Source organism: Variovorax sp. 22077 (genome assembly GCF_052044195.1).
GTDB classification, from domain to species: domain Bacteria; phylum Pseudomonadota; class Gammaproteobacteria; order Burkholderiales; family Burkholderiaceae_C; genus Variovorax; species Variovorax atrisoli.
This window is the reverse complement of the sequence record NZ_JBQEQC010000015.1, coordinates 103,847-120,777: the sequence shown is the minus strand read 5'-3', so window position 1 is coordinate 120,777 and position 16,931 is coordinate 103,847. Positions and strand designations below refer to the sequence as shown.

At 70.0% G+C, this 16,931-nt stretch carries 15 protein-coding genes; 6 read left to right on the top strand and 9 right to left on the bottom strand.

What is annotated here, in order from left to right; all coding sequences use genetic code 11:
- Positions 1-8: 8 nt before the first annotated feature.
- The 4 genes from ACTJLF_RS21665 to ACTJLF_RS21650 are packed head-to-tail and all read left to right on the top strand — an operon-like array spanning position 9 to position 3,187.
- Positions 9-203, top strand: a complete 195-nt coding sequence (locus ACTJLF_RS21665) for a DUF2905 domain-containing protein (protein WP_019654592.1) — start codon at positions 9-11, stop codon at positions 201-203.
- 34 nt (positions 204-237) lie between these two features.
- Positions 238-1,164 (top strand): ROK family protein, encoded by a 927-nt coding sequence (locus tag ACTJLF_RS21660; RefSeq protein ID WP_132752259.1) that lies wholly within the window; start codon positions 238-240, stop codon positions 1,162-1,164.
- 41 nt (positions 1,165-1,205) lie between these two features.
- Positions 1,206-2,744 carry a tetratricopeptide repeat protein gene (locus tag ACTJLF_RS21655; protein ID WP_440883904.1) on the top strand — a complete coding sequence of 513 codons (1,539 nt, stop codon included), beginning with the start codon at positions 1,206-1,208 and terminating at the stop codon, positions 2,742-2,744.
- Positions 2,741-3,187, top strand: a complete 447-nt coding sequence (locus ACTJLF_RS21650) for a DUF1877 family protein (RefSeq protein ID WP_354326738.1) — start codon at positions 2,741-2,743, stop codon at positions 3,185-3,187. The genes ACTJLF_RS21655 and ACTJLF_RS21650 overlap by 4 nt, the downstream gene beginning before the upstream one ends.
- A gap of 32 nt (positions 3,188-3,219) precedes the next feature.
- Here the strand turns inward: ACTJLF_RS21650 and ACTJLF_RS21645 are convergent, their stop codons facing one another.
- Entirely contained in the window at positions 3,220-4,665 is a 1,446-nt protein-coding gene (locus ACTJLF_RS21645) for an aminotransferase-like domain-containing protein (RefSeq protein ID WP_019654588.1), read from the bottom strand.
- Positions 4,666-4,839: 174 nt separating this feature from the next.
- Here ACTJLF_RS21645 and ACTJLF_RS21640 point away from each other — a divergent pair, with 174 nt between their 5' ends.
- A complete protein-coding gene (locus ACTJLF_RS21640; protein ID WP_019654587.1) occupies positions 4,840-5,184 on the top strand; it encodes a hypothetical protein in 345 nt (114 codons plus the stop codon).
- A gap of 18 nt (positions 5,185-5,202) precedes the next feature.
- Here the strand turns inward: ACTJLF_RS21640 and otsA are convergent, their stop codons facing one another.
- The 5 genes from otsA to ACTJLF_RS21615 all read right to left on the bottom strand — a co-directional run bounded on the left by otsA (position 5,203) and on the right by ACTJLF_RS21615 (position 12,590).
- The gene (gene otsA, locus ACTJLF_RS21635; protein ID WP_019654586.1) at positions 5,203-6,588 is read right to left on the bottom strand and encodes an alpha,alpha-trehalose-phosphate synthase (UDP-forming); all 1,386 of its coding nucleotides are present in this window, start codon (positions 6,586-6,588) and stop codon (positions 5,203-5,205) included.
- An 88-nt stretch (positions 6,589-6,676) separates the two neighbouring features.
- Positions 6,677-8,599: a glycoside hydrolase family 15 protein gene (locus tag ACTJLF_RS21630; protein ID WP_440883903.1), complete on the bottom strand. Its 1,923-nt coding sequence runs from the start codon at positions 8,597-8,599 to the stop codon at positions 6,677-6,679.
- The gene (gene otsB, locus ACTJLF_RS21625; protein ID WP_038114569.1) at positions 8,596-9,399 is read right to left on the bottom strand and encodes a trehalose-phosphatase; all 804 of its coding nucleotides are present in this window, start codon (positions 9,397-9,399) and stop codon (positions 8,596-8,598) included. The genes ACTJLF_RS21630 and otsB overlap by 4 nt, the downstream gene beginning before the upstream one ends.
- Positions 9,400-9,483: 84 nt before the next feature.
- Positions 9,484-11,325 (bottom strand): ATP-binding response regulator, encoded by a 1,842-nt coding sequence (locus ACTJLF_RS21620; protein ID WP_440883902.1) that lies wholly within the window; start codon positions 11,323-11,325, stop codon positions 9,484-9,486.
- 77 nt (positions 11,326-11,402) lie between these two features.
- Positions 11,403-12,590 (bottom strand): multifunctional CCA addition/repair protein, encoded by a 1,188-nt coding sequence (locus ACTJLF_RS21615; protein WP_440883901.1) that lies wholly within the window; start codon positions 12,588-12,590, stop codon positions 11,403-11,405.
- 161 nt (positions 12,591-12,751) lie between these two features.
- On the opposite strand from ACTJLF_RS21615, the gene ACTJLF_RS21610 reads away from it, so the two are divergent.
- Entirely contained in the window at positions 12,752-13,477 is a 726-nt protein-coding gene (locus ACTJLF_RS21610) for an OmpW/AlkL family protein (protein WP_019654581.1), read from the top strand.
- Positions 13,478-13,513: 36 nt separating this feature from the next.
- On the opposite strand, the gene ACTJLF_RS21605 is transcribed toward ACTJLF_RS21610, so the two are convergent.
- From ACTJLF_RS21605 to ACTJLF_RS21595, 3 genes are all read right to left on the bottom strand, one after another.
- Positions 13,514-14,203, bottom strand: coding sequence for a glutathione S-transferase family protein (locus tag ACTJLF_RS21605; RefSeq protein ID WP_019654580.1), 690 nt, complete (start codon positions 14,201-14,203; stop codon positions 13,514-13,516).
- Positions 14,204-14,325: 122 nt separating this feature from the next.
- Positions 14,326-14,883, bottom strand: coding sequence for an MgtC/SapB family protein (locus ACTJLF_RS21600; protein WP_019654579.1), 558 nt, complete (start codon positions 14,881-14,883; stop codon positions 14,326-14,328).
- Between the two features lie 15 nt (positions 14,884-14,898).
- Positions 14,899-16,929 (bottom strand): lytic transglycosylase domain-containing protein, encoded by a 2,031-nt coding sequence (locus ACTJLF_RS21595; RefSeq protein ID WP_126182573.1) that lies wholly within the window; start codon positions 16,927-16,929, stop codon positions 14,899-14,901.
- Positions 16,930-16,931 lie beyond the last annotated feature (2 nt).

Below are 16,931 nucleotides of genomic sequence, written 5' to 3'. Positions count from 1 at the left end.
TGTTGCCCATGCTTCGCTGGCTGATCGTCGTCGTCCTCGCGCTGGTGCTCATGAGCGGCCTGACCGCCTGGCTGCGCCGCTTCGGCTTCGGACGGCTGCCCGGCGATTTCGAGTTCCGCGCCTTCGGCCGCGAGTGGCAGCTGCCGATCGCGAGCACCGTGGTGCTCAGCATGATCGCGGCGCTGGTGGCGCGCCTCCTGTAGAGAAGACGAACAATCAAGGAAAAGACGGACAGCGATGAGAGCCTGCGTAGACATCGGCGGCACCAAGGTTGCCGTGAGCCTTTCCGCCTCCAGCGACGCGCCGCTGATCGGCCGCCTCAGCGAGCCCACGGCCAAGACCGGTGACAACGACGCGGTGGCTGTGCAGATCATGCGGATGATCGACGAGGTCTGCGCGCAGCAGGGGGTCGATCCGGCGAGCATCGACCGCGTGGGGGTGTCGTCGACGGGGCCCTTCGAATTGCGCGACGGGCTGGTCGAGCTCGCCACACCCAACATCTGCGGCGGCATCGCGGGACCTTCGCGCGGCCTGCCCAATTCATGGATGACCGCGATCGTCGAGGCGCCACTGGTCCAGCGCTTCGGCAACGTTCGCGTCGAGAACGATGCCGTGGCCGCGCTGGAGGCCGAGCGCCACTGGGGCGCGCTCAAGGGCCTGGACAACTGCGCCTATGCCACCTGGAGCACTGGCGTGGGCGTCGGCCTGTGCGTCGACGGCAGGGCCCTGCGCGGGAAGAACGGGAATGCCGGTCACGCGGGGCACAGCTTCGTGGTCGACGATGCCACCGGAGCGCTGTGCGGCTGCGGCAACTACGGCGACGTCGAGGCGCTGGTCGGGGGAAACTCGATCGGGCACCGGTTCGGGCAGTCGGCTGCCGATCTGTTCTCCGCCGCATCTGCCGGTGACCCGAAGGCGCTGGAGACGGCGGATGCCCTGTGCCGCGTGTTCGGCCGGATGCTCTACAACATGGTCATCATCCTCGACCTGCAACGCATCAGTCTCGGCGGAAGCGTGTTCTGGCATCACCAGGACTTCGTCTTGCCCCGCCTGCAGGCCCAGATCGACGGCAGGCTGCTCCCGCTCACGCGCGGCGTGATGCTCGTGCCCGCCGGCCTGGGCGACAAGGTCGGCGACTACGCCGCGCTCGCGCTGCTCGACTGAACGAACGAACGGACGGTCGAGCCCACGCAACCCGGCGAACCATGACCCCGCTGCCTCGCCGCCGCTCCTTCGCCTACCTGCTGTGGCTGGTGGGGGGCTTCATCGGCGCGCACCGCTTCTATCTGGGCAGCTACCTGGGCGGCGCGGGGCAGATGGGGCTTCTGGGCTACGGCATCGCCGGCCTGCCGGGCGGCCGCTTTTGTCTGGCGGTGGTGCTGCCGTGGATGCTGTTCGACCTCTGGTGGATTCATCGGCGCATGGACCAGCTGCAGGCGCAGGGTCAGGACGAGGACGAAGAAACCCCCTCCGCCGCGGCGCGCCCCGCATCCCTGCGCCACGCGCCGAGGGACGCCGCCAAGGACTACGACCTTGCGGCCTTGGCCGAAGCCAACAAGCTGCAGGAGCGCTTCGTGGCCGCCGCCGAGGCCGGCGACTGGGCGCAGGCCGTCGCCATCGGCGAGCAGATCGTCGCCGCCACGCGCCGCGTGTTCAAGGGGCCGCACCAGAACCTCGCGATGACGCTGTGCATGCTCGGGCAGGCCTGCTACCAGAGCGACGCCTTCGACAAGGCGCGCTCGAGCCTCGAGGAGAGCCTGTCCATCGGCCGCATGCTCGGCATGCCCGCGGAGGACATGGACGTGGCCCGCAGGGCGCTCGACCTGACGCTGGTCGCCATCGCGCAGCGCAAGGCGCGCGGCGCCGCTTCCGACGATCAGGGCGTGCTGCTGAAGCTGCTCGACGACCATGAGGCCCGCTACCGCGCCGCGCTCGCCCAGGGCGACCTGAAGAGCGCCGAGCAGTCCTGCGCGGAGGCCATCGCCGCCGCCCGCCGGTTGCACGGCGGGGCGCACCGCAGCGTGGTGCTCCACCTGTCCAGCCATGCCGAGCTGTGCCGCCGGCTGCGCTGGAACGAGAAGGCGCAGGCCTCTGCCGACGAGGCGCTCGCCGTGGCTGCGCAGCTGGGCCTGGACGACAGCTGGCGGCGCGGGCCGACCAACACGCTGGCGCTGCTGCATGCCGCGGCCGGACGCGCCGACGAGGCAGAGGCGCTCTACAAGAAGACCATCGCCATGGCGGTGGCCGAGGCCGGAGGCGGCTCCAGCGACGGCGTGGTGCGTGCGTTCAACAACCTGGCCTTCCTCTATGCGGAGTCGGGCCAGGACGCGAAGGCCGAGCTCTGCTATGCGCGCGCCCTGGTGCACCTCGACAAGCTCCCGCCGGGCGAGGGCGACGCGGAGCTGCATTCCGACATGCTCAACAACTTCGCGAGCCTGTTCATGGCGCGCCGCGACTTTCCCCGGGCACGCGAACTGTTCGAGCGCTCGCTGGGCATCCAGCAGCGCAACTGCCGCGGCATCTCGTCGTCGGCCGCCAACGCGCACAACGACCTGGGCCTGATCGCGCAGGAGGAAGGCGACCTGCGCCAGGCACTGGTGCATTTCAAGCGCACGCTGCTGCTCAACCAGATCTGCGCACCCGACCACTTCCGGAACATCGACAACGCGCAGCGCAACATCGACAGCGTGAGCATCGCGCTCGCGGCGGTGGCGCGCGCTGCCCGCATGGAGCCCAGCACTTGAGCATCGGCGCCGCCTTCCACGCCCTCGACCGCTACCGGCTGCGTGCGCTGGTGATCGATCCGTCCACCGTCTCCGGCTTCCTGAACACAGCCTCGGCCAAGGGCGGTCCCCACGACAGCCAGACCGTGGAGCAGGCCTGGGACGTGGTGCGCACGCTGATGCCCGAGGCGGTCGACGGCGAGGAGCTCGACGGCACCGACGGCCTGGCCTGCATCTACCTCACGGCCGCCCATGTGGAGCGCGCCGCGGCCCGGCTCGCGCAGTGCGACGTGGCGGCGCTGGTGGGCCGCTTCACGGCCGAGCCGGCGAAGTTCGGCGAGCTGTACTGGGCCAAGGTCTGGCAGGAGGGCGCGCAGGACCTCGCGGGCTTCATGGAGGGCGTCAAGCGCTTCTTCGCTGGCGCGGCCGCAAGGCGCGACGCCGTCCTGTTCTACATCGTCTGAATCGCGCGGCCGCGTCTGAATGTCGACGCGCCCTAGCGCGAGGGCTGCACCGCCGACACGATCTCGCCGAGCCGCCGCAGCCCCGCGTCCACCGCTTTCGAATACGGCCAGCCGCAGTTGATGCGCAGGTAGTTGTCGAAGCGCCCGGAGTTCGAGAACTGCGCGCCCGGCGACACCAGCATCTGCTCGCGCAGCGCGGCTTCGAACACGCTCACCGACGATCGCTGCTGCGGCAGCTCCACCCACAGCTGCAGCCCGCCGCGCGGCAGGTTCAGCCGCGTGCCCGCCGGGAAGTAGCGGGCGATGGCGTCGGCCGTCTGGTCGCGCTGCGTGTGCAGCCGTTCGCGCAGCCGGCGCAGGTGGCGGTCGTAGGCGCCGCTGGCGATGAACTCGCCCGCGGCGATCTGCGCCAGCGCCTCGTTGTTGCGGGTCTGCGCGTACTTGAGCATCTCCACCTGTGCGTGCCAGCGTCCGGCGGTGATCCAGCCCAGCCGCAGCCCCGGCGCCAGCACCTTGTGCAGCGAGGCGCAATAGATCACGTTGCCCGTACGGTCCCACGACTTGACCGCGCGCAGCGGCGCGTCGGTTTCCACGAGGTCGCTGTAGGTGTCGTCCTCGACCAGCGCGATGCCGTGGCTCTCGCACAGGTGCACGAGCCGCTGCTTGTGGCTGTCGGGCATCACGCTGCCGATGGGGTTCTGCAGGTGCGGCACCACCACCACCGCCTTGATGTCGTCGTAGGTGTGGATCGCCAGGTCCAGCGCCTCCAGCGACATGCCGGTCTGCGGGCTGGTGGGGATCTCCAGCGCGCGCAGGCCCAGGCTTTCGAGCACTTGCAGCAGGCCGTAGAAGGTGGGTGACTCCACCGCGACCGTGTCGCCGGGCTTGGCGATGGCGCGCAGCGCGAGGTTCAGCGCCTCGATGCAGCCGTTGGTGACCAGCACCTCGTCGGGCGCCACCGTCATGCCCACGCGCAGGCTGCGCTGCGCCACGGCCTCGCGGAACTGCTCGTGGCCTTTCTGCGACGAGGCGGTGGTCAGCAGCTCGGGCCGCTGGCGCAGCGCGCGCGTCATCGAGTTGCGCAACGCCTCGGCGGGATACAGCTCGGGCGCCGCGCGGGCGATGGCGAAGTTGAGCTTCACGCCCGTATGCCGCCCGCGCGCCATGAAGTTGGCCATGCGCGTGCGCATGCTCACGAACTGCGCCGGATCGGGCGGCACGTCGGCCACCGGCTCCTCCATCGGCGCGATGGCCAGGCGCTGCGGTCGGCGCACGAAGTAGCCCGAGCGGTCGCGCGCCTCGACCCAGCCGTCGCTTTCCATGGCGCGGCAGACCTGCAGCGCGGTCGAGAGGCTGATGCCGTGCAGCCGCATCAGGCTGCGCAGCGAGGGCAGCTTGTCACCCTGCTTGAGCGAGCCGGTGTGGATCGCATCCACGTAGTGCGCGGAAAGCTGGCGGTAGAGCGGTAGCGAGTCCATGGATCGATGTTCCCCGCATCGGGCATCCGAAAACAGATGCAGTTGCCGGGGAAAACGACCATAACAGATGCGTTTCCGGCCCCGCTGTTCCGGTCGCAATAGCCATGGCGTGTGCCTGTTTTCCGGGCAGCGGGATTCCTACGATGAAGCCTCGTCCAACCGAGCTTCGCCGCCATGATCACCACACTTTCCCAGGCTCCCGATTCCATCGTTCTAGAACCCGGCCAGTCCCTGCGCACCTCGGTCGAGGCCGGCGCCTGGCTCCAGCTGGCGGAGGGGCGCGCCCGCGTGGTGTCGCCGCCGGGCTGGTTCGGCGAGACGGTCTTCATGACCGAGTCGCTGCTCGAGGAGGGCGACATGCACCGCCTGCCGCACGGAGGGTGGATCGAGGTTTCGGCTCTGACGCCGGTGCACCTGCGGGTGCACGCGCCCAAGGCCCCAGCGATGGCCGCGAAGACCGCCGCTCCCGCGCTGGCGCGGCCGGTGATGCGATTCGTGCGGCTCCTGACCGGCTGGTGAGCCGCCGGCCACGCGGGGTCAGCGCTCGCTGGGCGCCTCCCGCAGCGCCTCGAGGAAGCTGCGCCGCCACCAGTGGATGTCGTGTTCGCGGATGCGCGACAGCAGCTTCTGGTGCCGCTCGCGCCGCTCCTCGAGCGGCATCTGCAGCGCCTGCTGCACGGTCTCGGCGGTGCCGTGGGTGTCGTAGGGGTTCACCAGCAGCGCTTCCTTCAGCTGCTCGGCGGCGCCGGCGAAGCGCGACAGCACCAGCACGCCGGGGTCGGCCGGGTCCTGCGCCGCGATGTATTCCTTGGCGACGAGGTTCATGCCGTCGCGCAGCGGCGTCACCAGGCCCACGGCCGCCGCGCGGCACAGGCCCGGCACGCGCTTGCGCGCCACCATGCGGTGGATGTAGCGCACGGGCATCCAGTCGAGCTCGCCGTAGTCGCCGTTGATGGCGCCGCACAGCGATTCGAGCTCGCGCCGGATGTCGCCGTAGGCGTCGACCGTCTCGCGCGTGGGCGAGGCGATCTGGATCAGCGTGGCGCTGCGGCGGTTCTCGGGGTAGTTCGCCAGCAGCTCGCGGAACGCCCGCACCCGCTGCGGGATGCCCTTGGAGTAGTCGAGCCGGTCGATGCCCAGCAGCAGCCGGCGCTGCGAGTACTCGCGCTTCATGGTCTCGTACATGTCGCGCGATTCCTTCGCGTGCGTGAGTGCCGCGAACTCGTCCACGTCGATGCCGATGGGGAAGGCCGCGCTTCGCACCGTCTGCCCGTAGGCGCGGTACATGTCGTCGCCCAGGTACTCGCCGTTGGCCTCGTTGCGCACGTAGTGCTCGAAGTGCTGCACGTCCTGCTGCGCCTGGAAGCCGATCAGGTCGTACGAGAAAAGCGAGCGCATCAGCCAGGCGTGCTGCGGAATCGCCGCGAGGATGATCTGCGGCGGCAGCGGAATGTGCAGGAAGAAGCCGATGCGCTGCCTGCAGCCCATCGCGCGCAGCTCGGCCGCCAGCGGGATCAGGTGGTAGTCGTGCACCCAGATGATGTCGTCGTCCTTCAGGAGCGGCAGCAGCTTGCGCGCGAACAGCTGGTTCACGCGCCGGTAGCCGCCGACGAAGCCGGCCTCGAAGTGCGCGAGGTCGAGACGGTCGTGGAACACCGGCCAGAGCACGTCGTTGCTGTAGCCGAGGTAGTAGCTGTCGTGGTCCTCGCGGCTGAGGTCGATGGTCGCCAGCGTGACCTTGCCTGCCTGGTGGCGGTGCAGCTCTCCCTCTCCGGTCGGGCCGTCCTCGACGATCTGACCGCTCCAGCCGAACCAGAGGCCGCCGCTTTGCTGCAGGCTTTCGCCCAGCGCCACGGCGAGGCCGCCGGCGGCGGGCTTGCGCGGGTCGGCCACGCGGTTGGAGATGACGACGAGGCGGCTCATGGCGCCTCCTTGCGCCAGCTGCCGGGCAGCGTCTTCCCCTCTGGGGGTGGCGTTGCACGGGTGCAGCGGGTGGAAGACCGGGTGGCGTTCATATGGCGGAGTCCCAGGGAGCGGACAGGCGCACCGCCGCGTTGATGATGCCGACCATCGAGTAGGTCTGCGGGAAGTTGCCCCACATCTCGCCGGTGACCGGGTGGGTGTCTTCGGACAGCAGCCCCAGCGGATTGCGCGCGGCGAGCATGGTCTCGAAGATCTGGCGCGCCTCGGCCTTGCGGCCGATCTTGGCCAGCGCGTCGATGCGCCAGAAGGTGCAGATGTTGAAGGCGGTCTCGGGCTTGCCGAAGTCGTCGGCGGCCTCGTAGCGGCGCATGTAGGGGCCGTCGCACAGCGTCTTCTCCATGGCGTCGACGGTCGAGATGAAGCGCGGGTCGCGCGCGTCGATCAGGCCCACCTCCACCATCAGCAGGATGCTCGCGTCGAGCTCGTGCCCGCCGAAGCTCTCGGCGAAGGCCTGGCGCTCCTCGCACCAAGACTTGGCGAGGATCTCCTCCTTCATGCGCGCGGCATGGCCGTGCCAGTAGGCGGCGCGTTCCGCCAGCCCCAGGGTGCGGGCGATCTTGGCGAGCCGGTCGCAGGCGGCCCAGCTCATCAGCGCCGAGCTGGTGTGCACGCGCGCGCGGGTGCGAAGCTCCCACATGCCGGCGTCGGGCGTGCCGTAGACGGCCACCGCGCGCTCGCCCACCGCCTCGAGGTGCGGAAACTCCGCCAGCCCCGCGCGGCTGAGCAGCCGGTGGTCGTGGAAGGCCTGCGCCGCGCCGAGCACGATGTTGCCGTACACGTCGTGCTGGAAGTGCTCCTGCGCCTGGTTGCCGACGCGCACCGGGCCCATGCCGCGGTAGCCGGGAAGGCCATCGACGAAGGACTCCGGCAGCTCGCGCTCCAGCCCGATGCCGTACAGCGGCTGGATGTGCTCGCCGTGCGAGCCGATCACCACGTTGCCGAGCCAGCGCAGGTAGTCCTCCATGGTGCCCACTTCGCTCAGCGAATTGAGCGCGCGCACCACGAAGAAGGCGTCGCGCAGCCAGCAGTAGCGGTAGTCCCAGTTGCGCTGGCTGCCCGGCGCCTCGGGAATGCTGGTGGTCATGGCCGCGACGATGGCGCCCGTGTCCTCGTACAGCGAGAGCTTCAGCGTGATGGCCGCGCGGATCACCGCGTCCTGGTACTCGAACGGAATGGCCAGGCGCTTGCTCCAGACGCGCCAGTACGCGATGGTCTCCTGCTCGAAGCGGCGCGCGGTGTCGGCGATGCCGTCCATCAGCGTCTCGTCGACGCCGAACATGAAGTTGTATTCGCGCGAGAGCACGAAGGGCTGGCGCGAGAGGATGTGCGAGATCGAGGCGTCGGTGTTCAGCCGCAGCGTCACGTCGGGCCCGACATAGCGGATGTGGTTGCTGCCGCGCGTGACCTCCAGCGGCGCCGAGGCGCCCCACTGGAAGCGCGGATCGAGCGACACGCGGACGCGCGGCGCCCCCGCGATGGGCCGCACGCGGCGCACCAGCATCAGCGGGCGGAAGTAGCGCGAGCGGCTGTAGAAGCGCGGCGCGAAGTCGGTGATCTCGATGCCCTGGCCCGCGCTGTCGAAGAGCTGCGTGCGCAGCACGGCGGTGTTCGGCTCGTACCACTGCTTCGATTCGGCGAAGTCCTCGATGTCGATGCTCCAGGCGCCCGCCTCCTCGCCGGGATGCAGCAGGGCGTTGAACACCGGGTCGCCGTCGAAGCGCGGCAGGCAGCACCACACGGCGCGGCCGCGCGAGTCGATGAGTGCGCTGTAGGCGCAGTTGCCGATCACGCCCACGTTGAGCGAGGGCTCGGCCGGCGGCGCGAAGCCGCGGGCGCCAGGCCTTGCGGCTGCCTGCGGATCGACCGGTGCGCGGTCGTCGGGACCGGTCGCGCCGGCCAGGGCCTGCCCGGCGCGGTCCTCGGGCGCCACCGGCGTCTGTTGTTCTGTCATCGGGGGCTCCTCGGTGATTCTTCGGATCGGCTTGCAGAGTCCTGCGGCCGTGCGGCCAGCAGGTCGCGTGCCTGCACCAGCCATTCGTAGACGGCCAGCGGCGATTCGAGGCGGTGCAGCGCCAGGCTGGGGCCCGAGCCCACCTTGATCGCGATGCCGCCGCGCGGCTGCACCACGGCGAATCCGCTTTCGTCGGTGGTGTCGTCGCCGAGGAAGACCGGCACGCGGCCGGCGAAGGGCGCCTCGGTCATGAAGGCATCGATGGCGATGCCCTTGTTGACGCCTGCGGGCTTCACCTCGAAGACGAACTTGCCGTGCATCAGCTCCAGCATCGGATCGAGCGCGATGGCGCGCGACATCGCGTCGCGGCACACCGCCTCCAGCTGCGGAGCGAGCCGGTAGTGCAGCGCGATGGCCGCGTGCTTGCGCTCGACAAGCAGGCCTTCGTGCACGCGCGCCAGCTCGTTGGCGATGTCGAGCACGGGGGCGAGATCGGGCGGCCGCTGCTCCTGCATGCTGCCGGCGGCATCGCGCCGCTGCACGCCGTGCTCGCCGGCCGCAGGCAGCCGCAGGGGCGCGAGAAAACGGTCGATGGCATCGATCTGGCGGCCCGACACCACGGCGAGCGCACCGCCGAGCTGGTCGCGCAGGTCGCTCAGCAGGGGCACGAGGGCGGGTGGAATCTCGATGGCTTCGGGCGTGGGCGCGAGCCCGACCAGGGTACCGTCGAAGTCGAGGAAGAGGGCTGCGTCCCGCGCCAAGGGAGGAGGCAACGGCGGGTTGCTGGAGGACTTTGGCATCGGTAAAAACCTTAACACGCGCCGTTCGCGGCGCATGTCGGCCAAAGCCCCATGTCGCCCCGGCCGCGCCGGGAGCGCTTCGAATCAGTGCGCTGCCAGCGAGGGCGCCGGCGCCAGTTCGGCGAGCGCGCGCAGCAGCGTCGCCGGGTTCACCGGCTTGAACAGCACCGGAATGCCCGAGGCGCGCACGCGCTGCAGCCGCTGGGGCGAGGTCTCCCCCGTCACCAGCAGCAACGGTGCTTGAAGGCCGAAGCGCTGCTGCAGGCGCTGCCCCACGTCGAGCCCGTTCTCGCCGCCGCCGAGGCGGTAGTCGCACATCAGCAGCGAGAAGGGGCGCTCCTGCGCGTCGGGGCTTGCTAGGAGCTCCGCGGCTTCGGCCTCGCTGGCGACGGCCTCCAGCGAGAGATGGTGTGACCTGAACAGGCCGACCATGGCTTCGCGGATATCCGCTTCGTCGTCGATGAGCAGGATGCGTCCGTGCACTGCCCCCGGCGTGCAATCGGGGCGCGGCCCTGCGGCGCGGCGGGCTGCAAGAGGCCCGCCCTCGGCATCGGACACTGCGGCTTCTTCCGCGGCCGGCAGTTCGAGGCGGAAGAGGCTGCCGCGGCCGGGGCGCGACTTCAGCTGCACCGGATGCCCGAGCAGCTGCGAGAGCCGCCGCACGATCGACAGGCCGATGCCCAGCCCCTGCGTGCGGTCGCGGCCCGGGTTGTGCACCTGGTAGTACTCCTCGAACACGCGCTCCTGCTGCTCGGGCGCGATGCCGATGCCGGTGTCGAACACCTCGATCCATACCGTGTCGCCGCGCGCGCGGGCCCGCACCGACACGCCGCCGCGCGTCGTGTACTTCAGCGCGTTGTCGACGAGGTTGGAGAGCATGCGGTGCAGCAGCTGCGCATCGCTGCGCACGCGGAGGCCGCTGGCGCGCAACCGCAGCTGCAGCTGCCGCTCCTCGGCCCTGGCCGCGAACAGGTGGTTGAGCGAGCGGAACAGCGCGTCGAGCGACACCGGCGCGATGTCCGGCGTGACCACGCCCGCATCGAGGCGCGACACGTCGAGCATGGTGTCGAGCGAATTGCCCAGTGCGTTCACCGCGCGCATCAGTTGCTGCGCGTTGCGGCCGCCGTGGTGCTCGCGCAGCTCGTTCTCCAGTGCCGCGCCGAAGAGCGCGATGGCATGCAGCGGCTGGCGCAGGTCGTGGCTGGCGGTGGCGAGGAATCGCGACTTCTCGGCGCTCGCGCGCTCCGCCGCGGCGATCTGCCTGCCCAGCTGGCCGGCCAGCGCCTCGTTCTCGAAGCGCAGCACCAGCGAGTCGGTCAGCAGCTCGTGCTGCTGGCCGCCCACGCGCAGCGTGAAGAGCAGGTAGCCCAGGCTGAAGAGCGCCAGGAAGAAGTGCGTCGCGTCGCCCTGCCACGCCAGCGCGGCGATCAGGCTCAGCATCATCGGCAGGGTGTAGCCGTACAGCGCCGGCTTCAGCGGCCACAGCAGCTGCATGGCCCGCGCGCAGCTGCCGATGATGGCCACCGTGACGACCGAGGTCACGGGCAGGTCGCCCGGTGTGATGAAGAGCAGCGGCGCACTGGCCATGACTGCGCCCACCACCATGACGGTGCAGGAATGCCTGCGTGCCCAGCGCCTGGTGTCGGCCAGCGGCACGCCGGCGTGCCAGCGCGGCATCGAGAGGAGGAACAGGCCCAGCAAGAGGTGCGCCGCCATCCACACGAGGATCCAGGCGCGGGGCTGGTGCAGGTACATGGCCGCGCCCAGCGCAGCGCCCAGGCCGAAGTGCACGAACACCGACGCGTCGTAGGCCGCGTACACCGAGGCCACGTGCTCGCGCAGCACGCGCAGGCCCAGCTCGTCCGCCCCTGGCGGGTGCGGGAAGTCGGCGGACTCGCGTGACGGCTTCGGCGCGGTGGCATTCACCCGGCCGATGCTATCGACGGGGTTCGCGCACGGAAGTGTCGTAAGTCATGCCCCGAAAGGGCTGGCCCCGGTCGGCCTCAAGCCTGACCCAGCGACGAAGCGACCGCCTCGACGCGCGCCCGGTGGATGGCCTCGCCGATCTTCGGTCCCGTGGCGCCCGACTGCTGGGCGGCCCGGGCCACCACGTCGGTGGCCACGGCCGACGCCGTCGCCAGCACCGCGAGCAGCCGCTGGCGCTGCGGCCAGGGCGCATCGGCCTCGATGCCGGTGCCCGGACGACTGCGCGCCGCGCACTCGCAGGCCAGCAGCGCCTCTGCGAAGCGTGCAGGCTTGCGGAAGGCGTCGCAGCGCTCCAGCAGGCGCACCAGCCCGGCGGCATCGAGCGCGCCGCTCTCGTCGATGTGCGAGTGCTCGCGCGCCACCATCTCCGCCAGCTCGCGGATCTCCACCGGCACGCGCCAGCGTTCGCACAGAGCCTGGAGCGAGGCCACGCTGCCCTTGCCGCTACCGAAGCCGCCGGTCAGGCAGGCGAAGCGCACGGCCAGCGACGCCTTCAGCCGGGCGGCGGTGTCCACCACCTGCATCGGCAGCGGGTCGTTCGCGTCGATTTCGGGCAGCAGCACTGCCAGCGCGCCGCATTTGCGCAGCACGTCAAACATGCGCGAGGGGCGTGTTTCCATCAGGCCGCGCGAGAGCTCCTGCCACACGCGCTCGGCCACCAGCGCATCGACCTCGCCGGCCGCGACCATCCCGCGCATCAGCGCCATGGTTTCCTGGGCCACGTCGAAGTCGTCGAAGCGGGCGGCGAAGCGCGCCACGCGCAGGATGCGCACCGGGTCTTCGCGAAAGGCATCGGTCACGTGGCGCAGCACCTTGTCGCGCAGGTCGCGCTGGCCGTGGAAGGGGTCGGCCAGCGTCTCGGGCGCGGGATCGAAGCGGCCGTCGGCGCTCACCAGTTCGGCGGGCAGCGCGATCGCGTTGACGGTCAGGTCGCGGCGGGCTAGGTCCTGTTCGAGCGTGACGTCGGGCGCGGCATGCACGGTGAAGCCGCGATAGCCCGGCGCGCTCTTGCGCTCGGTGCGCGCGAGCGCGTATTCCTCGCGCGTCTCGGGATGCAGGAACACCGGAAAGTCGCGCCCCACGGGCAGGTAGCCGCGCGCCACCATTTCCTCGGGCGTGGCACCGACCACCAGCCAGTCGTGGTCGGACACGGGGCGCCCCAGCAGGCGGTCGCGCAGGGCACCGCCGACGAGAAATATCTTCATGGCGGCAGTTTAGGGATAGTCCCCCCTGTCAGAAATAGAACGGTCGTTCGATAATCCGCGGCGCAGACCGGGCAATCGTTCGTCATCCGGGCGATCTTCAGCGGCGAGCACAGCCGGCGTCCGCATCCGCAGAGGGATATTCAATCAAAAGGACACATTTCATGAAGAAAACAATGATTGCACTGGCAGCGCTCGGCGCCCTGGCGTCCGGCAGTGCCATGGCGCAGAAGGCCGGCGACTGGGTCGTCGGCACGGGGTGGTTCCATCTGTCACCGCAGGATTCGAGCAAGCCGCTCACCGTGACCTCGCCGATCCCGAGCGTGCTGCCCGGTTCCGGCGCCAGCGTGAGCGATTCCGACACCCTGGGCCTCAACGCCACCTATTTCATCGACAGCAACTGGGCGGTGGAAGGCGTGTTCGGAGTGCCGCCGAAGTTCAAGCTCGACGGCACAGGCACCCTCGGGCGCGTGGGCCAGCTCGGCGAGGCCCGCCAGTGGAGCCCGACGATCCTGGGCAAGTACTACTTCAACGACGGCGAATCCGCCTTCCGTCCCTTCGTCGGCCTCGGCGCCACCTATGTCTGGTACAGCGACGTCAAGCTGACCCCGAACCTGCAGAGCGCGCTGGCCACGCAGTTCCACCAGTCGCCCTTCGCGGTCAACACCACAGCCAAGCTGGACAGCAAGTTCGCCCCGGTGCTCAACATCGGCGCGGCCTACCAGTTCGACAAGCACTGGGGCATCTCGTTCTCGGTCTCCTACATCCCGCTGAAGACCAAGGCCAAGCTGACCACGAACTCGGTCTTCGGCCTGCCGGTGGCGACCAGCGAGGCGAGCCTGAAGCTCAACCCGATCGTCACCTACGTGGCGGCGACCTATCGGTTCTGAACCGGGCTCGGGCTCGCCCTTGCAGCGTTTGAAGCCCTATCGCCCCGTGCGGTAGGGCTCTTCGAACTGCAGGAAATCCTTTTCGGCCAGCCCCGCGTCGATCCAGGCCTTCACCCCCGGCAGCGCCTGCACGCGCTCGATGTAGGCGGTGATCTGCGCCGGCACCGGCAGGCCGTAGGTCTTGATGCGCGTGCCCACGGGCGCGAAGTAGGCGTCGGCGATGCCGAACTCGCGGCCGAAGAGCATCGGGCCGCCATGGGTCTCGAGCAGGCCGCTCCACATCTGCACGATGCGCGCGAGGTCGCTGGCGACTTCGGGCACCTCCTTCAGCAGCCGTGCGCCCACTTCGGGCAGCGACGCCTCGAGGTTCATGCCGCAGTGGTTGCGCAAGCCGCCGAAGCCGGCGTGCATCTCGGCGCAGACGCTGCGCGCGCGGGCGCGGTCGGCCCTGGCCTGGGGCCAGAGATGCTTGTCGGGGAAGCTCTCGGCCAGGTATTCGGCGATGGCGAGCGTGTCCCAGATGACGAGGCCGTCGTCTTCCACCAGCACCGGCACCTTGGCCGCGGGGTTCAGCGCGCCGATGATGTTCTTGAACTGCGAGTCGGCCTCGAAGGAATCGAAGCGCACCGCGACTTCCTCGAACTCGATGCCGGCCTGCTTCATCAGGATCCAGGGCCGCATCGACCATGACGAGTAGTTCTTGTTGCCGACATAGAGCTTGCGCATGAGAGGGTTCTCCGGTCCGTTGCGGTGATGCTGAATAGGGTCTTCGATGCTAGCCGTGCGCCATGCGGCGATTGATGCCGAACGCGGCGCGAATTGATGCCGCTGCGGAGGCGGCCCGGCGTTCAGTGCCGGGGCTTGTCGCCCGAGTCCTGCCCGCCGGCGCGGGCGGCGTCGCCATCGGCCTTCGGCTGCCCGGGTGCCCGCTCGATCAGGCCCACGAGGCGCGGCACCAGCGCGAGAACGGCGAGCGCGAGCAGCGCGCTCGTCACCGCCGTCACCTCGCGGCCGAGCCCGCAGGCCATGCCGATGGCGGCGGTCATCCACAGGCCCGCGGCGGTCGTCAGGCCCTGCACGTGGCTCTCGTCCTTGCCCTGCTTGAGGATGGTGCCGGCGCACAGGAAGCCCACGCCCGCCACCAGCCCCTGTATGACACGGCTCATGTCCGCCGGCACGATGCCGGTCTGCTGGGGAATCAGCACGAACATCGCCGAGCCGATGGCCACCAGCATGTGGGTGCGCACGCCGGCCGCCTTGCCCTGCTGCTCGCGCTCGAAGCCGAGCACGAAGCCCAGCACGCCCGCCAGCGTGAGCCGCAAAACGATGCGCGTGAGCTGCGCGACGTCGCCCACGTCCGAGAACTCGGACGCCAGCGTGTCGAGGACCTCGTCGCGCCAGCTCATCTCAGGCGGCGGCCTTCAGGGAAGATCCTTGTTCGGCTCGGGCTCGGAGGCGTCGCGCGGGCCGACGCGGCCCAGGCGCTCCTTCAGCGACTGCGGCCGGCCGCTGATGATGGCGGCGTAGTTGGTGGTGTTGGCCAGCACCTTCTTCACGTAGTCGCGCGTCTCGTTGAAGGGCACGTTCTCGGCCCAGATGGCCGCGTCGAGCACCGGGCCGTTGCGCCAGCTGCGCGGGCGGCCCGGGCCGGCGTTGTAGGCGGCGGCGGCCAGTGCCATAGAGCCGTCGAAGTCGTCGAGCGCGAGCTTCAGGTAGTTGGTGCCGATGGTGATGTTGGTCTCACGGTCATTGATCTGGCTGGGCGAGAAGTCGGTCAGGCCGATCTTGCGGGCCGTCCAGCGCGCGGTGGCGGGCATGACCTGCATCAGGCCCGAGGCGCCGACGCCGGAGCGCGCGTCCATGATGAAGCGGCTTTCCTGGCGGATCAGGCCATAGACGTAGGCCGGGTCGAGGCCGATGTCCTGGCTCTTGCGCAGCACCGTGTCGTGGAAGGGCATCGGGAAACGCTGCTCCACGTCGACCACGCCCTTGGTGCGCTCGCTGGTGTTGATGCAGCGGTCCCACACCTCGCGCTGGCAGGCGAAGTCGGCCGCGGCGAGCAGCGCGCGGTCGTCCATGCCGCCCTTGTCGTGCAGGTTGGTGGCGTAGTTCCACTCGCGCGTGCCCTCGGGGCGCAGCCCGATGGCGATGGCGTAGAGGCCGCGCGCCAGCGAGGGGTTGCTGCGCGCGGCGGCTTTCTCCTCGGGCGTGAGCGGAGCGGGGCGCGTGGGCACCACGGTGCGCTGGCCCATTTCTTCCAGCGCCAGCATCTCGTAGAAGCCGCGCGAGCCGGCGATGCTCTGGTAGAGCTCGCGGGCCTGGGCGCGGCGCTCGTCGCCGCCTGCGCTGGCCAGTGCGCGGGCCTTCCAGTAGACCCAGGTCGGGTCGAGCTGGGCGGTTTCGCTCATCGCGTTGATGGCGGGCACCACTTCCTTCCACTGGCCGGCGCGCAGGGCGGCGCGCACGCGCCAGGCGAGCATGTCGTCGGACAGGTCGCTGTTCTTGGTGACGTTGGCGAAATAGCTGCCGGCCTGCGGCCACAGCTTGATGGCGGCGGCGCGGCCGATGGTGCCCCAGAGCCAGTTGCGCTCCTCGGCCGAGAGCATCGGGCCCCACTTGCTGTCGAGCTGGGATGCTGCCTGCTCGGGGTCGGCGATGGCGACCTTGATGAGCGCGAGCACCACCAGCTCCTTGCGCGACTTGGCGGCCACGAAGGCACGGCCGGTCAGGAACTTGGCCGAGCTCGCGTTGAGTTCCTCGAAAAGCGGCAGCGCGTCGGGCGCGGCGATGGTGACGGCAGCGCGCGCGGCCTGCGGCCGGTTGGCCTCCATGGCCAGGCGCGCCTTCTTCCAGACGTCGTTGGTCGACAGCAGGCGGGCGGCGACCATGCGGTCGGCGGCGGTGAGGCAGCCGTCGTCGAGGTCCTTCTGGCCGAACCAGTTGCGGCGCACCTCGTCGGCCTGTGCCTGCGTGGCGGTGCCGGTTCGCAGCGTGTCGACCAAGATCGCGTAGCAGCGCACCTGCGGGTCGTCGCCCATGCGGAAGCCGTCGAGCGAGGCGGAGAAGTTGTCCCAGTCGCGGCGCTGGCCGGTCAGCAGCAGCCAGTCGTTGCGCAGGCGGTCTTCCTGGTAGGTGCCGGGGTAGCGGGCGTAGAAGTCCTGCACTTCGTTGGGTGCGGCTTCCTGCAGCCTTGCCTTGAGTTCCCAGTAGGCCGCCCAGGGTTCGAGCGCATGGCCGCGGGCCTGGGGCAGCAGGGCCGTCAGCCGGGCCTTGTCGCCGCGCTGGAAGGCCTGCTTCATCTGGATCAGGACGTCGTCGTTGGTGTTGCTCTGGGCCGCGGCGGGCTGCTGCGAGAGCATTGCGGCGAAGGCGATGACCGCGGAAAAGACCAGCGCGGGGACCGCATTGCGCGGATGGCTGCGCTTGGATGCCAAAATGCTTGGGAACTGCATCG